We start from the raw sequence: 25860 nt of genomic DNA, 5'->3' as shown, positions 1-25860 counted from the left end.
ATCTAAAGGTTAATTATTATGTTTTTCTTGATAGTAACTTCTGATACTTTTCTCAAAGTTCGTCCCATTGAGTTAGCTGAATTAGCTGAAGATGAAAAACTTCTCATTCAAGTTAAAAGTGTCTTAGAAGTTATTTCTTATGCTGAGGAGGAAGAATATTACAAAATTATCTTGAAAAATTCTATTAATGGCAGAGATACATGGTTTGTCCGTAAGAAGTATATTACGATATCTACTTTACAGGATTTCTCTAAACACACTCCAAAATACCCAGCAGCACCTTTACTACCAAGCTCAGTAGTCCTAAAACAACCTAAATCATCAATTACAAGCCAGTTACCGCAGACTCAAGACACTACAAACTTTTGGAAGAAGCTGCTAACGGCTGAAAAAATAAACTTAGAAAATATTCGTAAAATCCTTGGATTTTTGAATGATCGTTTGGGTAATAAACCTATTGAGTTAGAGGTAGAAGCAAAAGGTAAGAATATCAAGGTTGATGCTATTAGCGGGGAAGAGTTAGAAATAGCGCTCAAAGTAGCACAAGAATTTCTTAACTCAATTACTCCAGGAAGTGAATTAAGTAGAGTTAGTGGCGATATCAAGATTGAAGAAGAAGTTATTAAGCGGCTTCAAGCGCAGCTACAAGAAACCCCAGCTATTCAAGAACAATCTTTACAAACTGTCGATATAACGAAAGATTTAGTCGATTGTAGTGTTTTCAGTCCTGCTTCTGTAACTCCAGACAATACATTTCTCGTCCAAGTCTTTGTTCATCTTCCTGAACAAGTTGAATTTGTCAAACAGGATGCTCAAGAATTTGATTTTGATGCTAAACGCTTAGGAGTAAGAAGTTTAGGAGTACCTATTCAACGCGGAAGTGAACTCACTTTTAACCTGTCCATTCCAAAATTAGAAGTAGACGAGCCAATTCAACAGTTGAGTTGGAATGGTAGAGCAAGTTCTATTCAATTTGGAGTCAAGGTTCCTGCTGATATAACTCAAAAAACAGTCATTGGAACTGTTACTGTCAGCCAAAATACAATTCCCCTTGGTCATCTAAAATTCAAATTATCCGTTATTCCGTCTGCATCTTCTACATCAAAAGAGCCTCAGTTAGTAGGAGAAGTTGCTCGACATTACACAAAAGCATTCGTCTCTTACTCTTCTAAAGATCGGACAGAAGTTCTTAAAAGGGTACAGGGACTAGCTGTAAGTGGCATTACAGTTTTTCAAGATATCCTTAATTTAGAACCTGGCGATCGCTGGGAGCAAGAACTCTATCGCAACATTGATGAATGCGATCTGTTTCTACTATTTTGGTCTACTGCTGCTAAAGAATCGCCGTGGGTGCTTAAAGAAGTATTGTATGCCCTTGAGCGACAAGGATCTGATGGATTGCGTTCCCCTGAAATTATTCCTGTAATCATTGAAGGGCCACCACTTGTTCCTCCACCTCCTGAATTGCAGGATCTCCATTTTAATGACAAACTTCTTTACTTAATGGCGACATCTAAATAGCAGATTGCGATCCAATTTGAGTATCACACCACGCCAGCCACCTAATTTTTTAGTTTTTTATCTTGCCCATTGTTGCAAAATATAATCATAAAAAGCCTCTTTATCTACCTTATCCATTGCAGAAATTTTCCGACCACCAGGAACTACTTTAGTCCGTCCCTGACTAAGACCAGTGGTAATAATTTCTGTTTCCCATTCGCGCAATTGATAATATTCTGGATGTCCCAGATAAGCTGTCGCCAGCACATCCCAAAAATAATAATCTTGGGGGATAACTAGCGCATAACATTGTCCTGCTAAATCAGACATGGGATAGTGGCGTTGTCGTCCCATTTTGTATACTAACTCCGATGTGACTGGGACATTATTAGTTAAATCCAAAGGACACATAATAATTTCAATTTGCGTTTGCCATACCCGCGCTGCTGAAACCGCGTCCCAATAAACATTCCATTCGGCAGAACCATCTTGTCCAGGTTCTAAACTTTTTTCTACATTGCCACCGACATTCAAAGCACCTCCCATCCACACAATTTTGTGAATCTTGGCTTCAATATCCGGTGCTTTGTCTAAAGCTACTGCAACGGTGGTCAACGGCCCAGTTACCATCAACGTTACGGGGTCTGATGCCTCGCGCAACACCTTAATCATGAAATCTTGACCTGTTTCTTTAAGCAGAGGCGTAGTAATAGTTTCGCTTTGATTGAGAATGGGAAGATGGTCAACGATAAAGGAATCACGGCGATAGAGAGTAGGAAATGGATTGATGCCGCGCACAGTACTTTCTGCAACCGAGATATGAGAAAATCCCATCAAATCGAGAATTTTACGTGTGGCGCTAACAGCCGGTTGAATGTAGCAATCTGCTGGAGTGACGACAACACCAAGGAGTTCGATATGATCCATCGTCAACAGCAGCATAGTTGATAAATAATCATCTACACCGCCATCGTGATCCATTAATACAAGTTGTTTTGACATAAAAGGAGAATTAATATGGATGAATTTATGGAAGCTGCTATTCAAGAAGCAAAACAAGGCAGACAAGAAGGTGGAATTCCTATTGGTTCAGTTCTCGTCAAAGATGGCAAAATTCTCGGCAGAGGACACAATAAACGTGTGCAAGACGGCGATCCTGTCACCCATGCGGAAATCGATTGTCTCCGCAATGCTGGGAGAGTTGGCAGCTACAGAGGTACTACACTCTATTCAACTTTAATGCCGTGTTACCTGTGCGCTGGGGCTGTGGTGCAATTTGGTATTAAAAAAGTCATCGTCGGAGAATCGCAAACTTTTCCTGGTGCTAAAGAATTTATGGTATCTCACGGTGTGGAAGTAATTGATCTTAATCTTGACGATTGCGAACAAATGATGAGTGAGTTTATTGAAACGAATCCCGAACTTTGGAATGAAGATATTGGGAATTAGGAATTGGGAACTTGTACTGAGCGAAGTCGAAGTATTGGGAATTGGGAGTAGCCTTGTCAAGGTGACTTTCTTTTGATAGGAGAAGAAGGTAATTCACTACGAAGCATTCAACTCAGACAAAAAAGTTACCTTCACACGGTTACTCATCACTTCTAACGCAGTAAAAGTGTGCTGTTATTATCAATCAGTGTAAGAGTTCCACCAGAGTCCATGCCTGGGTTGGACTGTGCTGATGCACTATAAGTTTCAATATAGCGACGCACTTCTAATGGAAACTGGGGATAGTCTAATACTGCATCTCCATCGGCGATAGTTGCCCAGAAGTCTCGCAAACTAGGAGCTAATCTTTTCGCCTGTGATAGTGGTAAGTTTAATGGAGAGTGAGTTAGTAGCTTGATTAAGAAGGGAAAAGAGCGATCGCCCATCCATTGCCGCGATGACTGTTGCAAGTCGGGGAAATCAGGCACTGACTCTACCCGATGGGATACAATTTGCAACGATTCTTTACCTTGGTTATCCCGATGAAACTCTAGCACCCGATAAGGGTGAGGATAGCTCACTAAAGAACCAGTGGTAATATCATATACTCCATCTGAGTAAGCAATATCCTGAACGTGCAAGTGCCCCGTAAACACTAGCTTGACTCCGTAGCGCCTCAGCAATTGTAACAGTTCTGCTGAATTGGACAACATATAGCGATTTGCCAGTGGATGGTTCGCTTGATTGGGTAAATGTTCCACCACATTGTGATGCACCATCACCAAAACTAATTCATCAACAGATGCCGCCAGTACCTCTTCTAACCACCGTAGCTGTTTGGCATCCAAACACCCCACTTGCTCACCCTGATCATTAAAAAAGTTAGAATTCAGTCCAATCAGCTTAACTCCAGGGAGTAACTGACGAATGTAGTACATTTGCTGCGGGTCTTCATAGCCAAACTTTGTGTAATAGTAGGGAAAATCCGCAAAAGAAATTGATTGCTGATTGGCCAACATCACGGGAACGTCATGATTACCAGGAACAACATAGACGGGAAAAGGTAGCTGGGCTAAACATTGTTGTAACCAGGCGTGGTTCTCTGGTTCGCCGTGCTGGGTTAAATCTCCTGGCAACAATAAGAAATCTAAATCGAGTTGTATTAAATGTTCCAGTACACTTTGAAACGCCGATATACTGACTTCTACCAGATGAAAACGGCTAGGATGATCCCAGATTGTGTGAGGAAGTGCCAGGTGTAAGTCGCTGACTACCGCAAAGCGAAAATTGAGAGCCATTGATTTATGAAAATGTTAAAAGCAGGGGTTAAAACAAGTCTTTTTCCAAAAGTATAACGCTTGCTTTGTTTCGCTGCTCAGGAGTACATCTACTTAATATTTGTATACATTAAGCATTGATTAGATATTATGATGACGATTAATTTTAATGCGAATTATAACCATTAATCTGCAAAGACTATCAGAAATTTGATTTTAAAGATTTAATAATCAACGTTCAAATAACTGAGCGATCGCTTCTAAGCTGTTACGCAAATAATTAATGGGTAATAATTCAATAGCGTTAGGGGCACGAAATGCGTAAGCGTAGCCCATCGTAGACATTGCTTTCTTTCTTGGTTTCTCTGCTACTCCCCTTTTCGGTAAAATAACTTAGCAGATCGGTAAGGAACAGGTTCAGAATCATGGCTCAAGCTAGTATTGGGATTATTGGTGGCAGTGGTCTGTATAAAATGGACGCACTCAAAGATATCGAAGAAGTACATATCCAAACCCCCTTTGGTTCACCATCTGATGCTTTGATTCTGGGAACATTGGATGGTACACGGGTAGCTTTCTTGGCGCGCCATGGCCGCAATCACACGCTGTTACCCTCTGAGTTACCGTTTCGCGCTAATATCTATGCGATGAAGCAATTGGGTGTGAAGTATTTAATTTCAGCTAGTGCTGTGGGTTCCTTGAAGGAAGAGGCGAAACCATTGGATATGGTAGTGCCAGATCAGTTTATTGACAGAACAAAAAATCGGATTTCTACGTTTTTCGGTGAGGGAATTGTGGCTCACATTGCCTTTGGTGATCCGATTTGTAAGAATTTAGCTGCTGTGTTGGCAGATGCGATCGCATCTCTCAATTTACCAGAAGTTACTCTCCATCGCGGCGGTACTTATGTGTGCATGGAAGGGCCAGCTTTTTCTACAAAGGCTGAATCGAATCTTTACCGCAGTTGGGATGCAACAATCATTGGGATGACGAATTTACCAGAGGCGAAGTTAGCAAGGGAAGCGGAAATTGCATACTCAACTTTAGCGCTGGTGACAGATTATGATTGTTGGCATCCAGACCACGACAGTGTGACAGTGGAATTGGTGATTGGCAATTTGCTGCGGAATGCTGTGAATGCTCAAAAGGTGATTCAAGAAACTGTGCGCCGCTTGAGTGAAAATCCGCCAACGAGTGAGGCGCATTCGGCGTTGCAGTATGCGATTTTGACTCAGTTGGATAAAGCACCAGCCGCGACGAAGGAAAAGTTAGGGTTATTGTTGCAGAAGTATTTGTAGTTAAGGCAAGAGACGCGATAAATCGCCATCTCCACGAAGGACTGATTATTGTAGAGACGGCGATTTATCGCGTCTTTGTGATGATTTATCACATCATTGCGATCTAGAATTTTCATTATTTCATTAAAAACCTTAACTGAACCGTATTAGAGCAAAAGCGATCGCTTTATCCTAAGTTCAGGTGTAGGCTAGCCCGTCGTAGACATCGCTCATTACTAAAATCTCTTTGTGACAGACAATACCTCGCTGATATAATACCTGTCTATGTTTGATAATGTCTGTCGCTTTTTAGCAGAGTCATTTTCAGCCGATTTCGCTACTTGGTTACTTGGCGAATCTATTTCACTCACCCAACTCAGTCCATCAGAATTATCCCTTGAACCAATTCGAGCAGATGCGTTAATTCTGTTACAGTCAGATGAAATTGTCCTGCATATCGAATTCCAAACCGAAGCAAAAGCCGAAATTCCCTTTCGGATGACTGATTATCGGCTAAGAGTGTATCGCAGATTTCCCCGAAAGCGGATGTATCAAGTTGTTATTTACCTGCAACCCAGCACATCCACATTAGTGCAGCAAACAGCTTTTGTTTTAGAAAATACCCGTCATGAATTTGGAGTTATTCGTCTTTGGGAACAACCCAGCGAGATATTTTTAAATACTCCTGGTTTGTTACCGTTTGCAACCCTCAGTCAAACTGAGGATAAAACGCGAACATTACAACAGGTTGCAGAAGCTATCGAGCAAATAAACGATACTCGAACACAAAGTAATATTGCTGCTTCAACGGCAATATTGGCTGGGTTAGTATTAAACAAGGAACTGATTAAAAATTTATTACGGAGTGATGCTATGCGCGAGTCTGTAATTTATCAGGATATCCAGCAGGAAAAAGCTTTATCGATTGTTTTACGGCTACTTCGCCGTAAAGTCGGAACTGTTCCACCTGCACAGTTATTGAAAATACAAGCTTTGGACTCAACACAGTTGGATGATTTGGCTGAGGCTTTACTTGATTTTTCGGGTTTAAGCGATTTAGAAGCTTGGTTAGTGCAAAATCAAGGTTAGTGATGCTATGCGCGAGTCTGTAATTTATCAGGATATCCAGCAGGAAAAAGCTTTATCGATTATTATGCGACAACTTCGCCGTAAGGTTGGAACTGTACCACCTGCACAGTTATTGAAAATACAAGCTTTGGAATCAACACAGTTGGATGATTTAGCTGAGGCTTTACTTGATTTTTCGGGTTTAACCGATTTAGAAGCTTGGTTAGCGCGAAATTAAGGTTAGTGATGCTACTGCGATCGCACTTTCTCAGATTACAGTAACAGCGATCGCACCTTCTTAAATTAGAGCTATAGCGATCGCACTTCCTCAGATTACAACAACAGCGATCGCAATTCCTCAGATTACAGTAACAGCGATCGCACTTTCTCAGATTACAGTGACAGCGATCGCACTTTCTCAGATTACAGTGACAGCGATCGCACCTTCTTAAATTAGAGCTATAGCGATCGCACTTCCTCAGATTACAGTGACAGCGATCGCACTTCCTCAGATTACAGCAACAGCGATCGTACTTCCTCAGATTACAGTGACAGCGATCGCACTTCCTCAGATTACAGTAACAGCGATCGCACTTTCTCAGATTACAGTAACAGCGATCGCACTTCTTCAGATTACAGCAAGAGCGATCGCACTTCCTCAAATTACAGTAACAGCGATCGCACTTCCTCAGATTACAGCAAGAGCGATCGCACTTCCTCAGATTACAGCAACAGCGATCGCTACGACAGGATATTCAGTGACCACCATCATCATAAAATCATACAGGCGATCGCTTTATTCTAAGTTGGGCTGCTCATTACAGAAATCTCTCCATGTAGCTGAATCAAAAGACCTCCCCCTGCTTCCCCTGCTCCCCCTGCTCTCTTCATTCCCTGCCTGTGCCAATATCATCACATAAACGCTTATCTTTCTCATTCACATTGGGGTTATTTTGCAAATAATCGCGCACCCAAGCACAACCCTTAACCATTAAATCATCCAAATTGAGATTCCACAGGTTTACTGTGGTGTCCCAACTGGCAGAGGCAATAGTTTGACCATCGGGGCTAAATGCCACGCTAGTAACCCGAATGCCATGACCTTGGAGAGTTTGTAACAGTTGTCCGTTGCGATTCCACAACTTCACCGTCTTATCATCACTGGCAGAGGCAATGGTTTGACCGTCGGGGCTAAATGCCACGCTATTAACCGAACTGCTATGACCTTGGAGAGTTTGTAACATTTGTCCGTTGCGATTCCACAACTTCACCGTCTTATCATCACTGGCAGAGGCAATGGTTTCACCGTCAGGGCTAAATGCCACGCTATTAACCGAACTGCTATGACCTTGGAGAGTTTGTAAGAGTTGCCCGTTGCGATTCCACAGTTTTACTGTCTTATCACGACTGGCAGAGGCAATAGTTTGACCATCGGGGCTAAATGCCACGCTATTAACCCAACTGCTATGACCTTGAAGAGTTTGTAACACTTGCCCCTTACGATTCCACAGCTTCACCGTGTCGTCCCAACTGGCAGAGGCAATAGTTTCACCGTCGGGGCTAAATGCCACGTTAGAAACAAAACTGCTATGACCTTGGAGAGTTTGTAACACTTGCCCCTTGCGATTCCACAGCTTCACCGTATTGTCCGAAATGGCAGAGGCATTACTGGCAGAGGCAATAGTTTGACCATCGGGGCTAAATGCCACGCTATTAACCGAACTGCTATAACCTTGGAGAGTTTGTAAGAGTTGCCCGTTGCGATTCCACAACTTCACCGTCTTGTCCGAGGCAGAGGCAATAGTTTGACCGTCGGGGCTAAATGCCACTTCCTCAACACTAAGGTCATGACCTTGGAGAGTTTGTAACACTTGCCCCTTGCGATTCCACAGCTTCACCGTCTTATCATCACTGGCAGAGGCAATAGTTTGACCGTCGGGGCTAAATGCCACGCTATTAACCGAACTGCTATGACCTTGGAGAGTTTGTAACACTTGCCCCTTGCGATTCCACAGCTTCACCGTATTGTCATAAGAACTGGCGGAGGCAATGGTTTCACCGTCGGGGCTAAATGCCACGCTATTAACCGAACTGCTATGACCTTGGAGAGTTTGTAACATTTGTCCGTTGCGATTCCACAACTTCACCGTCTTATCATCACTGGCAGAGGCAATGGTTTCACCGTCAGGGCTAAATGCCACGCTATTAACCGAACTGCTATGACCTTGGAGAGTTTGTAAGAGTTGCCCGTTGCGATTCCACAGCTTCACCGTATTGTCATCACTGGCAGAGGCAATGGTTTCACCGTCGGGGCTAAATGCCACGCTAGAAACCCGACTGCTATGACCTTGGAGAGTTTGTAACATTTGTCCCTTGCGATTCCACAGCTTCACCGTGTTGTCATCACTGGCAGAGGCAATGGTTTCACCGTCGGGGCTAAATGCCACGCTAGAAACCCGACTGCTATGACCTTGGAGAGTTTGTAACATTTGTCCCTTGCGATTCCAAAGCTTCACCGTGTGGTCCCAACTGGCAGAGGCAATGGTTTCACCGTTGGGGCTAAATGCTACGCTATTAAGCGAACTGCTAGGGCTCATACCGTCGGGGCTAAATGTCCTGTTATAACCTTGGAGAGTTTGTAATAGTTGCCCGTTGCGATTCCACAACTTCACCGTGTCGTCACCACTGGCAGAGGCAATGGTTTGACCGTCGGGGCTAAATGCCACGCCCCAAACTGAATTGCTATGACCTTCTAGGCGATTACGTTCCTTGACTCCATAAATTACCTGCTGGAGTGTGGCTACTACCAAAACGCGGGTATCTGGTTGTACATTTTTATTTGGTGTTTTGAGTTGTTTTCCTACTTTTAAGCCTGCTACTAAAGCATCAAGTTCTAAATTTGATGCCATCAGATTTTGTGATTTGAGACTATCGGCGAGAATTTCGGCGTTTATCCGACGTTTATCCGCATCTGCTTTCGCGGCGATTGCTTGCTGTTCTTGTTTCTGGGCAATATTTCGCTGATTTTCAGCCTCTGCCTGTCTGTCCTTAGCTAATTGTTCAGCAGTTTTTGTCTTATCAAGTGCAATTGCTAACTTTTTTCCCCTTTCTTCAGCTAATTGTTGTGCAGACTTTGCTTGCTCCTCTCCTTTTTTAGCTCTTTCACTCTCTTTATTAGCAATTCGCTTTTGCTTTTCTGCCTCCCCGCGTTGTTCCTCTGCTGTTTTCTGCTGTCTTCGCGCATTTTCAGCTTCTCGCGTTGCGTTATTGCGTTGAGTTTCTGTTTCTTGACGCTGTTGTTTTTCTCTATCGCCGGCATCTTGGGCAATCAGACGTTGGTCATTCACATACACAGCCACTCCCGTCATTAAAACCGAAAATACTACCATTACAATCACATAAGGCAGTGCAGGTTTAAGCTGTTCCCACCTATCCCGCAAGTTAAACGGCAAATGTTTATTAATCCACTTGTAATCAAAGACTTGCCGATAGATTTGATTCCGCACCCGCAAAACATTATTCTCTCGCCGCACCACCCCCGATAGCTTCAAGTGAGATTTCGCTAAAGACTGCTCCTCATCCACAACTTCCCGCTTACCCCGGCGAATCTTGCGGTAAATAGTCAAAACCTCCGGGTCTGGTGAGCGTTTGGTGAGCATATCGCGGACAAACTGCAAATTATTATCTTGCTCACTCATCGCGCCAAAAAATGTGCTGTTAACTATTCTGTCTACATCCTTATTCTCCAAAGACGCGATGAATCGCGTCTCTACAAAAGATTCCCGACTCTTTGCTAACAATGCACCACAGAGACGCTGCGTTAAATATGGGTGTCCCTCTGTCCACTTCAACACCTGGTGTAATATCTGGTTGGCTTCATTGCTGGTTAATCCTAATCCCTCAGCAAAGGGTAAAGCTTCCTCAAAGGTAAAATCAGTTAAATCTACACGCTGTCCAATATTAAATGGTGTGCGCTTGGCATCGCTGATTAAATCGCCGGGAGTCGCTACCCCCATTAAGACAAAAGAAAGCCGCTCAAATTCAGGATTAGTCGCACGGGCAACATAGAGATAACGAATGGCGATAAAAAAATCATCGGTAAAATCCAGGCTGAGGGTAGAGTCAATTTCATCCACAAAAATCACAACTTGCCCCTCAACCTCAGCCAGCAAAACCCTCTCAAAAAACTGTGTCAGCCGTTGCGATACTCCCAGATGCTCGTGTTCTTGCCACCAACTCACCACATCTGTATCAAACATGAGTTGGTCTTCCAGTTTGACCAAAAAGCCAAAATACCACTGTTCGGCTGTGACATTTGCCCCCAATTCCTGAAGGTCAACAATTACCGAGCGAATTCCTTCGTCCGTCAGTGTTTGCGCTGTGCGTACCATCAGGCTAGATTTACCCATTTGGCGCGGCGTAAGAACATAGGCGAATATTGCCGACCGACATAAACCAAGTAATTCCTCATCAGCTTGGCGAGGAATGTAAATCCCACCGCCAGCTTGCACCGTCCCGCCAACAGTGTAAATGCTTGGATTAGCCACGAAGATGCTCCCGGAAATAATCGGTGTAAAGTTGACAACGGGGAAACACTACACGCCCTTCCCGGCGCACTAAACCCGCACCCCGCAAGCGGAAAAAGATGCGCTCATCTACACAGGTGTTCTGGTAAATCACTTGGAACATACCGTGAACCAACTCCTGTTTGTTATGCAACCGGAAAAGGTGGTTACGCAAATGATTGCCAAAGGGGCCATTATCTGCGATCGCATTGGCAAATAGTTCGGTAGGATAGAAGCGATCGCTAGCAACTGAGTAAAGTGCAAGCCGTACTAAGTAAGGATGTCCACCTAGCAACGCTATTAATTGCTTTTCTTCGCTGGCGTTGAAGGGTGAACCATGACGGCGGTTTAAATCAGCAACCTGTGCTGCTGTAAAATCTTCTAAATCAATTACTAGCCCAACATTAAAAGGGGATTGGTTGAGATTATCAATTAGCTGGTAGGGTTCCGTGGAAGTAACCAGCGCTAAATCCATTTGCTTCCAGATGGGATTAGTGGCGCGGCTATTGTGCCAACTTCGCAGCATTCCAAAGAAATCAGAGCGGAAATCTGTATCAAAGACCCTTTCAACTTCATCCATCGCTAAGACAATGGGGTTGCCAAACTCCTTCAGCAAATGGCGGCCTACATAGCGAGTACAACGCTGACTATTGCCCAAAGGCATATTCCAATACTCATCAACTTTGTCAGTCATTTCCAGTTCATCAGTTAACCAAGTACAGAACTGGCGAAAGAAAAGGTCAGCATTAGTTAAGGCGGCTTTATCAAACAATTGGAAATCCAGCAAAGCAACCCGCTTACCTGCATTCACAGCAGTATTAATTGTGCGGATTAACAGGGAACTTTTGCCCATTTGCCGGGGGCCTTTAATTGTAATTGTCACACCCTGCCGCTCAATAGTCTCTAAAGTAAGTGCATCAGATGAGCGTTCCACGTAAAAAGCAGATTGCGATTCCATTGTCCCTTCCGGCATTTCCAGCGATACAGGTTGTGCTGAAGGAAAGGGACGGGGGAGAAGTGACGGCTGACTTATCTGGAGTAAGTCTGCTTTCGATTTTTCTTCACTGATAGCCAATGAACCGCCAGAGACAGCCTGTAACAACTCTGCAATTAGTCGCGGTGTATCTTCTTCATCTTTCCAGAACGCCCAATTAATCCCATTTAAGTAAGCACTCAAAGGATACAGGAACGGTTCTTGATACGCCAGACGCACCGGGAGAATTATCGGTCGTCCTGACTGTGATTTTGCCAAGTGGTGTGCTGTCTCGATTTCTGCCACCACCATCTCGCTGCTAGTTGACAAAGCAGAAAGGAAAGTAATCAAAAAATCAGCTTGGCGGATTTCTGCTTCAATACATTCAGCCCAGCGTGTGCCAACAGACATGGTTTGGTCGATAAAGACTTTGTGCTGCTGCGATAGTGCTTGGAAGACTTGGAGCGCTACCGGTTCATCGGGGCTAGCATTACGCTTGTAGCTGATGAAGATGCGTTTAGCCTGTGAGTTTAACATTACTATTAACCTTGTCTTCCTTCAGCTTTTTAAGTGGAAAAGCTTATCTGATTGCGTGTCGATTTTGTACAGAAGTTGGGTAATTCTGTGCTTTGTCATCCAAGGGCATTTTTTCCCTCTTTTGAGGATTAGCTGAACAAATTAGGATTTTATTCACAGCGCTATCGATTAGTTACACTCTACTACAGCGCAGTTGCAGGCAATTACCTACAGCATAAAAAAATCGCTCACGGAGTTCAAAGGCTCGTTAACGGAGCTAAAAGACTCATTAACGGAGTTCAAAGACTCGTTAACGGAGTTCAAAGACTCATTAACGGAGTTCAAAGACTCATTAACGGAGTTCAAAGACTCATTAACGGAGTTCAAAGACTCGTTAACGGAGTTCAAAGACTCGTTAACGGAGTTCAAAGACTCGTTAACGGAGTTCAAAGGCTCATTAACGGAGCTAAAAGACTCATTCACGACATTAGAGATATGAAAAATAATGTAGAGACGTAGCACTGCTACGTCTCTACAAGGGTTCTAGATAATGCATATTTAATTTCTAGAGATATCTATTAATAAATAAAGTTTAAGAGGATGTCTGAAAAGTTTTTTTGTATACATCTAACCCTTAGAGATCCCCCTAAATCCCCCTTAAAAAGGGGGACTTTAAGACTCTTATTCCCCCCTTTTTTAAGGGGGGTTAGGGGGGATCAAGGAATATTTGATACTTCTCAGACATCCTCTAAGGGAATTAAACCCCACCTCAAACCAAAACAAAGCCTGCATAGACAGGCTTTGTTTTAGTAGCACCAGACTATAAGTCTGTGGGCGCTTTCAAATTTTTACAAGAATTAAGTGACTAATTTCAATCAACCGCTCTCTTCACTGCATTACCTGCATCATCAGCTGTACGCCGAACATTTCTACCAGCATCCTCAGCCCCACGCTGAACATTTGTTGTCACATCTTCGGCAGCATTCTGGGTATTTCCCTTGATATTTTCAATTCCTCGCTGAGTTCCCTTAACAACGCCTTTGCGAACTTCTTCAGCTGAACCGCCGATATCTTCACCCAGGTTCTTCACTCTTTCACCAAAGGGTGTACCTTGTTTGTAATTTCGGCCATACTGCTCTGGGCTGTCAACTGATTTCTGGTCAATATTTCTTTGAGCATTTTTGGCCAGTGCATCGGCTCTGTCATTAGCTGCCTTTTCATCTCTCGCTCTGGGATCTACATCACTAAAGTTATTCATCCCACCAGCAGGAGAAGAGAGAGGATAATCTTTTGTCGGATCGTATCGTTCGGTATTAGGTGCTTGAGCGCCAGGTTGTGGCGGCTGCGTTGCTATTCCTGGGGCACCACAAGCTTGTGTCAGAAAGAAGAATGTACCTGCCAAAAAAACTGTTAAAACTTTTAAGGGACGAATGCTTTTGAGCCAATTCATTGCTTTTTTCATAGTGCTAAACTCCTTGAATTTTTGTGACTAAGTTAAACTTCAACTAAGATGGGATTTGGAATTAATTTTGCATTCCAAGCATTCAGACAAAATAAGGATTTTATCTGCCTACTGCTGGATTTCTTTGTAATTCAGGTCTACGACTTGCTTCATCTGCTTTATTTTTCAAGAAGCCGGAAGCTTCTCCAACATTCTCTTTTACAGTCTCAACCCGATCTTGAACCCGATCTCCAACTTTTGGTTCATTCTGAATCAAACCACCGGGTTCAGGCTGGCGGAAGTCTTTATCTGTGATGAGTGGCAACTCTGCTTCTTTATTGATTCGACCTGCTGGTGTCTCAGCACCAGGATAAAGTATCTTAGATTCTCTATCTGCTGTAGCAATCAAAAATTCCGAACTTGGTTGTAAGCTAGCTTGGTCGCGTCCCTGACTGGCTTTTGGGTTGGCTATTTTCGGATCGGTAGACATTCTATAGCTGCCATAGTTGTCTCCACCATTCTTATAAGGATTGTTTGCTCCACCAGCTTGCACAGCAGGGTTTTGTGGATTTGCACCTTGAGCATTTGCCCCACTACAAGCAGTGCTGACTATCAACAATAGTCCAGCTAAAAAGATAGTTAATATCTGGCGCAATCTTATTTGTTTCAAGAATAGTCTCACAGCGTTCACGTAGTCCTCCTTACTGAAATATTAATAAGTTAAGTGTTTGCTGAATCATTGAATTGGTCAGCAAGTTATTTTGCTTGTTTTGGTTCGCTCATTCGATAACCTCTATCAAGGATATGAATAATAAAAGGCTCTTTACCTCTAGCGCAGGCTACATTTTAATTAGTACATGAATAATATTTTTATCTAACTCTAGAGAGATATAAAATAAAGTAATATAGTTTTCGTAAAAAGCACTATATCAAGCTGTTTTATACTTCAAAAGCTTTGAATAGGTAGCTGATGTACTGCAATCGTAGAGGCATTGGCCCCTTGTTGCTCAACCGTTAAATTACTAAATTCATGAAGCAATTTTTACGCTGGATAATTTTGGGCGGAACGCTGTTTTTTTTAGCGAAAGCCTTGAAAGATAATTGGATTGGAGTGACTGCTATCCGCATTGATGGGGTAGGATGGGCAATTATAGCGATCGCTACAGGCGTAACTTTACTAGCGCATACTTGGGCAGGCTGGATTTGGACTTGGATTCTGCAAGAGTTAAATCAACCTGTATCATCTCCCCAATTCATCCAAGTTTACCTAAAAACGAACATCGCTAAGTATTTACCTGGTAATATCTGGCATCACTACGGTCGAATTGTCGCCGCCAAAAAAGCCAATGTTTCTGCTGGTGCAGCCACCTTAAGCGTTTTGCTAGAACCCCTACTCATGCTAGCGGCTGCTTTAATCATCATTGTCTTATGCAGTAGCCAATTTGCGGCAGCTAATACTACCCTTGCTATTCAACTACTGCAATTATTGATTTTAGCTCTAGTTCTTTGTGCAATTCATCCCCGGTTTTTAAACCCAGTTATTCGCTTTTTATACAGATTAAAAGCAAAAAAATCTGCTGCTACAACTCAACCAACTGTTCCCTTCAGCCTTAAAAGCTACCCCTTACGCCCTTTATTAGGAGAATTGGGCTTTATGGGACTACGCGCCACTGGGTTTATATTAACTATGTCCGCCCTAGGTTCGTTGAACGTAAATCAAATTCCTTTGTTACTAGGGGCTTTTAGTTGCGCTTGGCTATTAGGTTTTGTGATTCCGGGTGCGCCTGGTGGGTTAGGTGTGTTTGAAGCGACTGCATATCAACTTTTGCAACATCACTTTCCATCGGCCCTAGTATTTAGTGCGATCGCTCTATATCGCCTCATTAGTATTTTAGCTGAAACTGCGGGCGCTACCCTCGCTTACTTAGACGAACGCCTTCCTAAATAATAAATTAGGTGAAACTCATTTGGGCCTATCTACTTTCATCTGTGAAAACACACGATAACCATCTAGATTCAACTGCGGATTACTGCTTTGTTCCTCTCCCATCTTAATCAAGTTATATTCTACGTTTTCTGCATAAATTGCAAACGTGATATTAAAAATCTCCATAAAATTGATTACACCTTTGCATTCATCTTCAGGATAGTTTTCGTAAAAACGAATCAGATGAGCAATCCGAGTTTCTAAATGACGACGAGAATTATTACAAATTAGAATTATTTTTAAAAGTATAATTACCAATGTTAGAGCATGGCCTTGACTAATTAATAATATAAATAATGAGGAAGGTTCCTTGCCGTTTTCTATAGTCAAGTAATCGATGACTCGATTACAGGTTCTCAAAAACAATTCTTTGGTGATAATTTCCTGATTATAATCCTTCTTCCATGATGATAAAATATCTATAAACTGCTGCTTCCAAGCTTCAACTGATTCTTGTTTTCCCACAGAAAGAAAGAGATATTTTTCGAGATTAATTTTAAATTCTTCTAGAGTTTGATTTTGAGTTTGTTTGAGAAATATATGAGCAATATTCTCATGACTAAAAACCCCTCTTTTTAAAACAATTGCTTTGATTAAACGTAGAGCTTGGTCTCCCAAAACACTAGGATTTTTATAGCGTGCTGTGCTTGAAACGGTTGATTGAGAACGAGCAATATACATTGCCAGTTCAAACTTAAATTTTTCTTTTATCTGTTTAGAAAGCTTCCTAGCTGCCTCTTGCTGCTCTATGGGATTATTTTTATTAACAGATTGATCGATTAATAAATAAGAACTATAGCGATTAGCCCAATGACCTTTAGATGATTCATCATATTTAGCAGCAAACAATTTCAATTCTTGGTAGTCTCTGCTGTTGACAAAATTCTCTAACCAAGTCTTACAAATCTTTATTACTGGATCATTATTGTCTTTGACCTTGAGATTTTCATTAATAAATAAATTAACTAATTCTTGGATATACTTATCTTTTCGATTAGTCTTCCAATTATTAACTATGATGTAGCAACACCGCTTGAGTGTATTACATAGTTCTTGCTCATTATCATCTAAAAAAATACTATATATCCCAGGAATATAATCTGACTCTTCTGAATCAAGACCATCTAAAAATAAACCTTTGAATTCTCGCAAAACATCATCTGGTGACAGTTTTTTGACAATTTCCACGAAGAAGCTATAAACCTCTTCTTGTGCAATTTGCACATTTATCTGTTTAGAGTTAGACGTAACATTATGGGGATTTTCCTGACTAATTGATAAACTATTAGCGTTCATTCCAGTTATCAGGACAAAAAGGCTTCCTGTTCATATTATTACAAGCTTAACCTTGGTGAACACTAGCATCAATCTATTCTTCTGAAATTAAGTGATCTTTTTACACAAATTTGATAAAATCAGACCATAAATAAAGTATTAAATCCAAATTGTTTAATACTTCATCAAAAATCCCAGTGAAATTACTTAGTCTTAATAATTAAGTACAATATAAACTAAATGGGCGAGTTGATTTACCATTAAATACAACTCGCCCATTTAGTTTATATAAAAGCTTTTTGGCATTTTCAATTTTTAGTGGGGGTGGAGGGACTTGAACCCACACGACCTATTACGGTCAACGGATTTTCATCCTCCCGCAGTTTTCACTGCTGCCTGATGGCAATAGCCAAATCAGGTTTTGAGAATTGGACTCTCCCTTTACCCTCGACTTAACGTTAGGGTAGCTCCCGTCGGGTCTCTGCACCTTCCGAACAGTTATGAGTTAGGAGTTAGGAGTTAAGAGTTTTAAATTTACTCAGCACTCAACACTCATGACTCAGGACTTTCTTCGGCTTGGCTCAGGATTGCCATGTCTGTCACCAGATTTAGGTTTCCCTGAGTTTGAGAGCTTCCACTTGAGGGATTTCTCCTTCAAGGCTCAGTTATCTAAGTCCGTAGCGTCTACCATTCCGCCACACCCCCGCAGGTGTTTGGTAATTAACTAGTGTAAATCTAGTTATTTGTTGAGGCAGCAAATACCGCCTTATCTATTCCACCATCAATTGTGTCTTTTGTCCAACTAAATTGAAAATATTTTTTCTAGATTGTGCGATCGCTTCCCAAATCGGAAGTTTTATTCGTAATCAGCCTAGATGAGTTTTTCATCTTGTGTGACTAAAGCATTTGTTTGCTAGTAGATTTACGATAATAGCATAAAATTAGCTTTTATCAATTAATTTTGGATAAAAAAAGGAATTATGGCGTAGTGATATTGAAAGCATCATGATTATACTTCCCTCAGTTTGACTGTTCAGCCTATGATGGAAAACAGATGCTTAGACCAAAAAAGTTATGATTGTCGCCCTGCTATATCTGATTTTGGCTGGAGCTTACCTTCTGGTAATCCCCATTGCTGTATTGTTCTACTTGAAGCAGCGTTGGTATGTAGCTAGCTCCATCGAGCGTTTGTTGATGTACTTTTTGGTGTTTTTCTTCTTTCCGGGTTTGTTGGTTCTATCGCCGTTTGTAAATTTCCGACCCCAACGGCGACAAGTTCAAGTTTAACGAAATTGGTAGGTCATAACTCTCATGCGACGGATTGACGCTATTGGAATTGGCTTAGGTGTTTTTATCGCCGGCGGCTTGGCTTATCTAGGATTGCAGCTAGTCGGTGTGGACAATCAGAAAGCTGGTATATGGAGCCAAGTCTTACTAGTCAGTGGGTTAATTGGCTGGTTAGCGACCTATTTTTTCCGCGCGGTGGGACAAAAAATGACCTACCACCAACAACGGGAACAATATGAGCAAGACTTTTTGCAAAAGCGGCTAGATGAGCTTACTCCTGAAGAACTAGCACGAATTCAAGCTGAAATAGAACAAGAAGAGCAATCTCAGGTGTAAAGTTATCATTGGTTAGTTGTCATTTGTCCTTTGTCATTAGTCATTTGTCCTTTACTAATGACCAATGACTAATACTTCTCTACGAGAGGCTACGGCAACGACTACGCGGTAGTTGAATTTCGACTTCGCTCGATTTCCGCGCAGTCGAAACTCAGTACAAGTGACCACTGACCAATGACCACTGAGTATTGACACCTGACTAAAATGACTGCGATTTCTGATTGCTTTGAAAACCTTGGGCGGAATCATGAGTGCGCTCTGATTCCGTTTATTACTGCTGGCGATCCAGATTTAGAAACAACAGCAAAAGCTTTACAGATTCTAGATCAAAGTGGAGCCGATATTATTGAACTGGGCATACCTTATTCCGATCCTCTAGCTGATGGGCCAGTAATTCAAGCTGCTGCTACCCGTGCCCTGCAAAAGGGGACAAAATTGGAGCATGTACTGGAAATGTTGCAAGGGATTACTCCCAAATTACGATCGCCAATTATTCTATTTACTTATTACAACCCAATTTTGCATCGGGGAATTGACAAATTTCTCCAGCAAATAGCTGCGGCTGGGGTAGCAGGATTGGTAGTACCAGATTTGCCCTTGGAAGAAGCAGCAGGCTTGCTCGAACCAGCTAAAGAGATGGGAATTGATGTAATCTTATTGGTGGCTCCCACCAGCGATGCTAAACGAATCGAAGCGATCGCTCATTCTTCCCAAGGATTTATTTATTTAGTCAGCGTCACCGGGGTGACAGGGGTGCGATCGCAACTGGAAAACCGCGTGTCCGATTTACTCATACAAATTCGTGGTGTTACTGAGAAACCGATTGGTGTAGGCTTTGGCATCTCCGAAACGGCACAAGCCCGTCAGGTAAAGGAATGGGGCGCAGATGCGGCGATCGTGGGCAGTGCTTTTGTAAAACGGTTAGCAGAAGGCACACCAGAGCAAGGACTAAATGCGATCGCCCAATTTTGCCAAAGTCTCAAAGCAGCCATAAAAACCAGCACAAATACTCCTCTTGATTAGAACGGAAAAGTAGATTAAAAAGTATAACAGCGTAGTTTTTCTATCCTTGTTTGGTAGACAATTTGACCATTATGGTTTTGAATATTAACATCAGATATCATGATGTAAAAAAACTAGCTGATACGGTCGCTTATAGTTTGAGTATTATGTGAAGTCAAGTAGGCATAATTTATGAGTGTGAGTGTGAGGGTGAGTCAGTCACAAATGATTATTATAGTTACGTCGCAACCGAGGAGCATAGGCGATGAGTGAGAGTATGGCGTTTATCGGCGGGGTCGCCGTAGCTGGGCTGGCGGCTCTCGTATTGCTCAAAGGAACAAATACCCCACTACAACCCAACTTTGCTGTTGCTCCGCAAATGCCAGGGGTAGTAGCACCGGGAATGCAGCCACAAATGTATTCTCCTTACGGCCCTTATGGGCAACCAATGTATCCCAATCCGAATCAGCCACCGACTGCTACCAGTGCCGACCAACGTCTGGAGATGGAGAAACTGAACACGCAGATGCAGTTGGAGCGTTTAAAAAACGATAACGAACAGCTGAAGGTTCAAAATCAACAACTTCAAGGCCAAGTTCAAAATTTCAATACTCAGCAGCAGTGGCAACAAGCCCAGCAGTTAAATCAACAAAAAGCAGCAGCATTCCAGCCGCAGCAAAATCCTTCTTGGTGGTCTTCACCCATGCTTTGGGCTGTAGGAGGCGCAACTCTGACTATTGGTGGTGGTGTTGTCGTCGCTGGTGTATTGGCTTTGTTCTCACCACGGCAGCGTCCAGCCCGTACTGTACAAGTGATTCACCCTTACCAAGGAAATACACCGCCCTTGGTTCCAGTGCGTCGTGCTGAGTTCCTGCCTGCTTCGCGAATGGAAGCAAGACGAGTTGAAGCCCCAGAATACGACGAAATGCATTAATCGGGAAAATCAAATAACAGATAAACCCGATTTAAAATCTCGTTTCCAGATTATACCTGGAAACGTTTTTTATTTATAAACACCCTCTAACTCAATACACTTTGGTTAAGGCTAAAATCTTTTTTCAAAGTCAGTTTTTTAACGTAGACGCGGAGCGGCTTGCCGCAGGCTACCACAGAGGCACAGAGAACGCTGAGAGAAGAAAGAAATGCTTAACTGAATGTATTGCCCTCTAACTGTTAAAAGCCACTTTTAGGAGTTTCTGTACTATTGGGACTTTCTTTAGTGGCAGGTTGGTTAGTATTGGGAAGTTCTTGTTGGCTACTCTTCTGATTACCTTGATTTTTTAGTTGAGTTAGTGCCTGTTTTGCTAGATTTTCGGCGGCTTGTTTAAATAATGGTTCTATTTTGTTTCGCCAGTATTTAGTATTAGGCAATTTTTCTGGATGGTTTCTATAATCTAAAACTTTATCCCATTTACCATCATCGATTGCTTTGTTGATCTCATTAGATAAAGCCTCTGCCTTAGCCCAATCATCTTGCCACTGGGCAATCATTTTGCCCGTCTCTTGGATACCAGAAGCAGCATTTGCCGGAACCGATTTTAAAAGTGCGATCGCTCCAACTATATCCCCTGAATCATACTTCTGTTTTGCTTGCTCTATAATATTGGCACTGTTATCAATAGGCTGCGATCGTTCTGATTTATCCACATCGTCAGTTGACCCCTTCGGCTTTTCTGCTAAGGGAGTTGCTACATCCTTAGATTTTACTTTTGGCTTGGGAGCTGGTCGAGTAGCAATCAAGCTACTATCATTTACTGTCTTAGTTGCAATACCTTTATCGCGCAGGCAAGAAGCCCATTCTTGATTATTGATGATTACGGCCGGGTGTGCCCAAGCTAAACGACCAGATTTAAGTTTAACTTCTATCCAACCTCGTTTTGTGCGCTTGCCAGTCACCTCGAAACTGGTGTTGTCGGCAACTGTTTGCAAAATATTATCAGAATTTATCGAACTAGGTTCAGAACGGATATTAGAATTTCCGACGACAACAGCCGAGCATTTGTTTACTAAAGTAGTATCCTTACCTGTAAGATTTAAAGCTAAATTTTTCACAGTTGGATATAAATTTGCGACTAAGGCAGCCGCACCACCCGCTAATAATATGCCAATTAAGATTGGCCATGGGTCGGATTTACCAGAGTCTTTATGGGCAGGTTTGACAGGATTTGCTGGTGCAACTGCAACCGTTTGCAACCGAGATACTTGAGGTCTAGATTTGGTAGATTCTTGAGGTTGGTAAAGTTTAGGTGGTACAGGAATAATCGCATCTTTACAGGCTTGCAGTGCTTCCGTGGCGTTTTGATAGCGGTCTTTGAAGTGATAACGCACCATTTTTGTCAACACTGCCGCCAGTCGGTAGTTTACGGTTATTGATTGCTGCCAAATGATTTCGCCTGTTTCCGGGTCTTCTTGCAATACTGTTGGCAATAATCCTGTTAGTGCTTGAATGGCGATGATGCCGAGGGAATAAATATCACTGTTGGGGCGGGGTTTACCTTGTCCTTGTTCTGTGGGCATATAGCCAGGAGTGCCGATAACGACTGTGGCAGATGCTTGCCCCCCCACTGTTACCATCTGTGTACGCAGTTGCTTCACTGCCCCAAAGTCCACTAAAACTAACTTATTATCTGAAGCGCGACGGATAATATTATCCGGTTTGATGTCCCGATGAATCACGCCTTGGCTGTGGACAAATTCAAGAATTTCCAGAACTTCTTGTAATAGTTGAATTACTTGACTTTCACTCCAGCGTTTACCAGGTGTAAGTTCTTCAGCTAGGGTATGTCCTTCAATATATTCTTGTACTAAATAAAATTCTTGGTTTTCAACAAAATACGCTAACAGCCTGGGTATTTGGTCATGGTTGCCCAGTTTTTCTAAGGTTTCGGCTTCGCTGTTGAACAAGCGTTTAACAGTATCAAAAACTCTGGGGTCAGTTCCGGGTTTGAGGTGCTTGACAACGCAAATGGGATTGCCGGGCCGCCTAGTATCTTGGGCAATATAAGTTTGACCAAATCCTCCCATTGCGAGGACTCGAATTACTTGGTAACGATGGTCTAGTAGCTTGCCGATCATATTCCCTCCCCAGAGTTATTACCTAATTGTCCAGCTGGTAATAAATATCTCCAAATTTTCTTCAATGAAATCCGCTATCTTGAGAAAAGATTTAGATTAAAAACGCAGCTTTTTTATAAACGCAGACTGTTTATTTTTCTTTTAGTGCCCCTGTTTATTACCAATGCCACCGAAAATAACAAATCCAGTTGCATGGCAGCAGGCTGAAATCCTCATGCAACCTGCTTTCATTCGCGTTATCGATAATATCCGCAAGTCCCTTGATGAATCTTCTTGGACGGGAACTTACCATGATGTCCTGATTTGGCCGCCTAGCACCACTGATGAAATCAAAGCATTGGTGACTGAGTTGTTGCAAGGAATGGAAACTGCAACGCCCCAAGAAGCCGATGAAATTAGAGAGACTCTGACTCGTTTGCCGATGCCCCATCCAGGATATCATCTACGTTTGCAGCGTCAACAGCAAGAAGCGAGTATAGATTTGTGGGAATTGTGTTATGAGGTGTGTTTTATTGAATACAGCCCACAGAAAGGAGCTGCTGAGATTGATACTAGTTTAATTGATGAACTGGGTGAAGTCGATTGGCTGCGTTTGGATGCTAAAGCAAAGGAGTTAGTTGAACAGGCGTTTGCTAAATTGCCAGAAGGATAAAATTAGTAAAGGCACGGTAGAACCGTGCCCTAATTCGCAAAAAGTATTATTTTGAAAGGTTTTTGCTTTACATTAAATTTAATAGTGGCGTAAAATTGCAGACAATGAACTATTTTTACGAAGATCCATTAAGTCTGCCAAAGAATCTGTGCGCGTATCCAAGTGGTGCTTGTGTTCTGCTGGCAGAACCGTCACCAGATGTTTTGCTTTAGGTTGCATCTGCATCAGCGGCATCAGTTGTGGCTGTGGCACAAAAATTGGTTGGTTCTTGGGAAGGCGTGGTTCCAATCTTTGGTACTGGCTTTGTGCCAAGCGTGCCTGATGGCGGTTAACCTGTTTTTGAACTTTTTGCGGTTGCGTTTTCCGGTTGAGCATTTTGAAAATGATCAAAGAACCACCACCACAACTGAGGACGATCGCAGCCACCATCCATAAAGGTGTCGGGTTACTATTCTCAGAGGGCACACTGATTGGTTCTTCAACAATAACTGGGATTGTTTCTGGTTCTTCTTGTGCTACCTGTCCAGCATTACCTAAGCTATACAGGGCAAAGGCACCACCTCCTAAAAACATGGCTAAACACCCAGTTAACAATAGCCAAGGATGATGTGTTACCAGATATATCAGAACATTCGAGCTTTGTTTTAATCTCGATTTCCTGTTTGTCAGCTCTGGAGTAGCCCTTCTGAGTTGGGTTGGCTCGCGCTGTACACTCTGACTTTTTTCCATGATTACTTTCAGATTTGTACCCCTCTAGTCAATAAATTGTACTGGAGGAGTCAAGCATCAGGTATCCGTAACAAAATTTCAGATTCCAGTAGCTTTTTTGTAAAACAGAAGCTACCAAATCTGACTAAGTTTTGTCAAAATTGTGTCTTTATTGTGACTTATTGCCGTAATGCTCTGAAATCAGTTTGCTTATTTTTTCTGTCAGCTAGGAGAATACCTTTCTAGAGCAAGTTGAATTAACCGATCAACTAATTCTGGAAAGGAGACTCCACTATGGGCCCAGAGTTGGGGATACATACTCGTCGCTGTAAAACCTGGCAACGTATTAATTTCATTAATCAAAACTTCTTGTGTAGCTTCCACATAGAAGAAATCGACCCTTGCTAATCCCGCAGCGTCAACAGCTGCAAAAGCTTGTAAAGCCATGTCCTGAATTTGACGAGCGATCGCATCTGGAATCGGTGCCGGAATCAGTAAATCTGCCCGACCTTCTGTATATTTAGTTTCATAATCATAAAAATCGCTATTATAACTAATCTCTCCAACGATAGAGGCTTGGGGTTGATCGTTGCCTAAAACGGCACACTCAACTTCCCTGGCGACGACACCAGCTTCTACAACCAGTCTTCGGTCATAACTGGCGGCATTATCTAAGGCGGCTTCTAATTCTTGGCGCGATCGCACTTTGGCAATACCCACTGATGAACCCAAATTAGCAGGTTTGACAAAAGCAGGATAACCTAATGCTGCTTCAATGTCATCACACAATTTCGGAAACACACAAGGATTAGACCAAACTTGCGCTCTAGTTATCGCTTTATATTTTACCTGTGCTAGTCCCGCTTGCTCAAAGGCAATTTTCATGGCAATTTTATCCATCCCCATTGCCGAACCTAACACCCCAGAACCAACAAAGGGGACTTGCATCAAAGTTAATAACCCTTGAATTGTCCCGTCTTCACCGTTGGGGCCATGGAGAACGGGAAACCAAATATCCACTTGGGCAACTTGAGAGGGAGATTGCCATTTACTCAGGGTTTGAGCTTGAGGGTTGGATGTCAGATTTCCCTCAGAAGTCGGTTGTTCAGCTTCTAGTAGCGGAGTACCGCTTTCTAAAACCTTTTGGGGTGCTTCTCCCGCTAGCCAGCGTCCATCCTTTTGGATGTAGAAAGGCAGGATTTCGTACTTACTAGCATTTTCCTCTGCACTCAGGGCTTTAGCGATCGCCCCTGCTGATTTGATTGAAACTTCATGTTCTCCCGAACGACCGCCAAACAGTAACCCCACGCGCAGCTTAGTCATTTTCGGTTCCTCGACACTTCTCAAGCAGATAGCGTATCACAACCTACAAAAATTGCCATATTTTTCTATATTATTTTTTTACCCTTTCAACGAAGAGGCAGGAGGGGGCATTGGGCATGAAGAAGAGACAAGGGAGGCAAGGAAGAGGGGGAGACGGGGAGGCGGAGAAG

General features: G+C 42.6%; 22 protein-coding genes. 12 read left to right on the top strand and 10 right to left on the bottom strand.

The features are described from left to right. Window positions 1-18: 18 nt before the first annotated feature. Window positions 19-1521 carry a toll/interleukin-1 receptor domain-containing protein gene (locus GNF10_RS21525; RefSeq protein WP_221644654.1) on the top strand — a complete coding sequence of 501 codons (1503 nt, stop codon included), beginning with the start codon at window positions 19-21 and terminating at the stop codon, window positions 1519-1521. 57 nt (window positions 1522-1578) lie between these two features. On the opposite strand, the gene GNF10_RS21520 is transcribed toward GNF10_RS21525, so the two are convergent. Beyond that, window positions 1579-2502 carry a nucleoside hydrolase gene (locus tag GNF10_RS21520; protein ID WP_185584200.1) on the bottom strand — a complete coding sequence of 308 codons (924 nt, stop codon included), beginning with the start codon at window positions 2500-2502 and terminating at the stop codon, window positions 1579-1581. A 15-nt stretch (window positions 2503-2517) separates the two neighbouring features. Between GNF10_RS21520 and GNF10_RS21515 the strand changes: the two genes are divergently transcribed. Further along, complete coding sequence (locus GNF10_RS21515; RefSeq protein WP_114080326.1) at window positions 2518-2949, top strand: nucleoside deaminase; 432 nt, start codon at window positions 2518-2520, stop codon at window positions 2947-2949. Between the two features lie 152 nt (window positions 2950-3101). Here the strand turns inward: GNF10_RS21515 and GNF10_RS21510 are convergent, their stop codons facing one another. After that, window positions 3102-4226, bottom strand: a complete 1125-nt coding sequence (locus tag GNF10_RS21510; RefSeq protein ID WP_185584197.1) for a metallophosphoesterase — start codon at window positions 4224-4226, stop codon at window positions 3102-3104. Between the two features lie 404 nt (window positions 4227-4630). On the opposite strand from GNF10_RS21510, the gene GNF10_RS21505 reads away from it, so the two are divergent. The 4 genes from GNF10_RS21505 (at window position 4631) to GNF10_RS21490 (ending at window position 7470) form a co-directional block, all read left to right on the top strand. After that, window positions 4631-5503 (top strand): S-methyl-5'-thioadenosine phosphorylase, encoded by an 873-nt coding sequence (locus tag GNF10_RS21505; RefSeq protein WP_185580621.1) that lies wholly within the window; start codon window positions 4631-4633, stop codon window positions 5501-5503. A 264-nt stretch (window positions 5504-5767) separates the two neighbouring features. After that, entirely contained in the window at window positions 5768-6571 is an 804-nt protein-coding gene (locus tag GNF10_RS21500; RefSeq protein WP_185580620.1) for an Rpn family recombination-promoting nuclease/putative transposase, read from the top strand. A gap of 7 nt (window positions 6572-6578) precedes the next feature. After that, a complete protein-coding gene (locus tag GNF10_RS21495) occupies window positions 6579-6788 on the top strand; it encodes a DUF4351 domain-containing protein (RefSeq protein WP_185580619.1) in 210 nt (69 codons plus the stop codon). A gap of 250 nt (window positions 6789-7038) precedes the next feature. After that, window positions 7039-7470, top strand: coding sequence for a hypothetical protein (locus GNF10_RS21490; protein ID WP_185580618.1), 432 nt, complete (start codon window positions 7039-7041; stop codon window positions 7468-7470). On the opposite strand, the gene GNF10_RS39315 is transcribed toward GNF10_RS21490, so the two are convergent. From GNF10_RS39315 to GNF10_RS21470, 4 genes are all read right to left on the bottom strand, one after another. Continuing rightward, window positions 7438-11097, bottom strand: a complete 3660-nt coding sequence (locus tag GNF10_RS39315) for an AAA-like domain-containing protein (RefSeq protein WP_185607231.1) — start codon at window positions 11095-11097, stop codon at window positions 7438-7440. The two genes, GNF10_RS21490 and GNF10_RS39315, sit on opposite strands and share 33 nt — an antisense overlap. Continuing rightward, the gene (locus tag GNF10_RS21480; RefSeq protein WP_185580524.1) at window positions 11090-12625 is read right to left on the bottom strand and encodes an AAA-like domain-containing protein; all 1536 of its coding nucleotides are present in this window, start codon (window positions 12623-12625) and stop codon (window positions 11090-11092) included. Before GNF10_RS21480 ends, GNF10_RS39315 begins: the two co-directional genes overlap by 8 nt. Before the next feature lie 850 nt (window positions 12626-13475). Continuing rightward, entirely contained in the window at window positions 13476-14066 is a 591-nt protein-coding gene (locus GNF10_RS21475) for a hypothetical protein (protein WP_185580525.1), read from the bottom strand. 100 nt (window positions 14067-14166) lie between these two features. Then, on the bottom strand, window positions 14167-14736 hold the full coding sequence (locus GNF10_RS21470; protein ID WP_185580526.1) for a DUF6658 family protein: 570 nt from the start codon (window positions 14734-14736) through the stop codon (window positions 14167-14169). A 339-nt stretch (window positions 14737-15075) separates the two neighbouring features. On the opposite strand from GNF10_RS21470, the gene GNF10_RS21465 reads away from it, so the two are divergent. Then, entirely contained in the window at window positions 15076-15993 is a 918-nt protein-coding gene (locus tag GNF10_RS21465; RefSeq protein WP_185580527.1) for a lysylphosphatidylglycerol synthase domain-containing protein, read from the top strand. Between the two features lie 15 nt (window positions 15994-16008). Here the strand turns inward: GNF10_RS21465 and GNF10_RS21460 are convergent, their stop codons facing one another. Further along, entirely contained in the window at window positions 16009-17328 is a 1320-nt protein-coding gene (locus tag GNF10_RS21460) for a hypothetical protein (RefSeq protein WP_185607230.1), read from the bottom strand. A gap of 1053 nt (window positions 17329-18381) precedes the next feature. On the opposite strand from GNF10_RS21460, the gene ndhL reads away from it, so the two are divergent. From ndhL to GNF10_RS21440, 4 genes are all read left to right on the top strand, one after another. Then, the gene (ndhL, locus tag GNF10_RS21455) at window positions 18382-18594 is read left to right on the top strand and encodes an NAD(P)H-quinone oxidoreductase subunit L (RefSeq protein ID WP_185581107.1); all 213 of its coding nucleotides are present in this window, start codon (window positions 18382-18384) and stop codon (window positions 18592-18594) included. Window positions 18595-18618: 24 nt separating this feature from the next. Next, complete coding sequence (locus GNF10_RS21450; protein ID WP_185581108.1) at window positions 18619-18930, top strand: DUF3007 family protein; 312 nt, start codon at window positions 18619-18621, stop codon at window positions 18928-18930. A 204-nt stretch (window positions 18931-19134) separates the two neighbouring features. After that, entirely contained in the window at window positions 19135-19953 is an 819-nt protein-coding gene (trpA, locus tag GNF10_RS21445; RefSeq protein WP_185581109.1) for a tryptophan synthase subunit alpha, read from the top strand. A 244-nt stretch (window positions 19954-20197) separates the two neighbouring features. After that, window positions 20198-20866 carry a heterocyst differentiation related protein gene (locus GNF10_RS21440; RefSeq protein ID WP_185581110.1) on the top strand — a complete coding sequence of 223 codons (669 nt, stop codon included), beginning with the start codon at window positions 20198-20200 and terminating at the stop codon, window positions 20864-20866. Window positions 20867-21105: 239 nt separating this feature from the next. On the opposite strand, the gene GNF10_RS21435 is transcribed toward GNF10_RS21440, so the two are convergent. Next, window positions 21106-23007 (bottom strand): serine/threonine protein kinase, encoded by a 1902-nt coding sequence (locus tag GNF10_RS21435; RefSeq protein WP_185581111.1) that lies wholly within the window; start codon window positions 23005-23007, stop codon window positions 21106-21108. Between the two features lie 163 nt (window positions 23008-23170). Between GNF10_RS21435 and GNF10_RS21430 the strand changes: the two genes are divergently transcribed. Then, entirely contained in the window at window positions 23171-23659 is a 489-nt protein-coding gene (locus tag GNF10_RS21430; RefSeq protein ID WP_185581112.1) for a hypothetical protein, read from the top strand. A gap of 78 nt (window positions 23660-23737) precedes the next feature. Here the strand turns inward: GNF10_RS21430 and GNF10_RS21425 are convergent, their stop codons facing one another. Together GNF10_RS21425 and GNF10_RS21420 are read right to left on the bottom strand one after the other, a co-directional pair. Continuing rightward, window positions 23738-24388 (bottom strand): hypothetical protein, encoded by a 651-nt coding sequence (locus GNF10_RS21425; protein ID WP_260446094.1) that lies wholly within the window; start codon window positions 24386-24388, stop codon window positions 23738-23740. Between the two features lie 201 nt (window positions 24389-24589). Then, window positions 24590-25690 (bottom strand): D-alanine--D-alanine ligase family protein, encoded by a 1101-nt coding sequence (locus GNF10_RS21420; RefSeq protein ID WP_185581113.1) that lies wholly within the window; start codon window positions 25688-25690, stop codon window positions 24590-24592. Between the last annotated feature and the right edge of the window lie 170 nt (window positions 25691-25860).

The sequence above is a fragment of the Nostoc sp. UCD121 genome, from assembly GCF_014222285.1.
In the GTDB taxonomy this organism is placed as follows: domain Bacteria; phylum Cyanobacteriota; class Cyanobacteriia; order Cyanobacteriales; family Nostocaceae; genus Nostoc.
The sequence above is the reverse complement of the archived record's forward strand: the minus strand, read 5'-3'. Positions and strand labels throughout refer to the sequence as shown.